The organism is Polynucleobacter brandtiae (genome assembly GCF_002797575.1).
Classification (GTDB): Bacteria; Pseudomonadota; Gammaproteobacteria; order Burkholderiales; family Burkholderiaceae; genus Polynucleobacter; species Polynucleobacter brandtiae.
Genome location: NZ_PGTX01000019.1, coordinates 1 through 1,013, shown reverse-complemented (window position 1 = coordinate 1,013; position 1,013 = coordinate 1). Strand labels below are relative to the sequence as shown.

General features: G+C 51.4%; 1 protein-coding gene. It reads left to right on the top strand.

The window, feature by feature from the left end; genetic code table 11:
• On the top strand, positions 1 to 1,013 hold a 1,013-nt coding region (locus B0G85_RS10210; RefSeq protein WP_369405936.1), incomplete at both ends, for a beta strand repeat-containing protein.

Genomic DNA, 1,013 nt, shown 5'->3' with positions numbered 1-1,013 from the left:
TATAACCTAGCCTTGAACGCTACGACCGGCACGATCGCCAATGCGGTGACCTTTAGTAACACCGGCACGCTTGCTCTGGGAGCAAGTGGCGGAACTCTGAACTTTACCGGTGGCTTAACCGCTACCGCACCGAGTACCAAATATTTGGCGGGAACAATCACTGCGAATAACACTACGAGTGTTATTAACCTAGGTACTACAGCGGTAAGTGTTCTAGCTAACACTTTATTAGGCGGTACCGCCACTGGCACCATTACCTTAGGTGCTGCCACACTGGTTGACGGTGCTACTCTCACACTGGGTACCGGCATTAATAATGCGATCAACTTGTCATCAGTAGCAGGCACTGCTGGCGGTACTACTTCAAACCTTACGATTAATACCACCGGTGTTGTCAGTATCTCTAGCACTATTGGCACCGACATCGGCACCCTGACCATCACCAACTCCGGTGGTACGACCTTTAGTGGAGCAGTAGACGCTAGCACCGTCACCCTGACCAACACCACCGGTGCGATTACCTTTAATGGTGCCTTAACAGCGACGACTCTCAATACTGCAGCGCAAGCCTATAACCTAGCCTTGAACGCTACGACCGGCACGATCACCAATGCGGTGACCTTTAGTAACACCGGCACGCTTGCTCTGGGAGCAAGTGGTGGAACCTTGATCTTTACGGGTGGCGTGATCGCTACGGCGCCAAGTACACGAACCCTGAAGGGAACGATTGCAAGTACTGATACGGCAATGACTTTTGGCGCGATTACTTTAGGCGCAGCGACTACTCTCAATACTAATGCCGCTAGCAACGTGGCTGACTTAACTATTGCAGCAATCACTGGTGCGACTCATAACCTTACCTTACTAACCGGCGCTGTTGATGGCGCAGTAATTAGTGGCACCTCGGTATCAGGAGTAGGCACCCTGACCATCACCAACTCGGGTGGTACGACCTTTAGTGGGGCAGTCAGTGCTGCTACCTTAGCAATTACAAATACCACTTCAGGTAATAC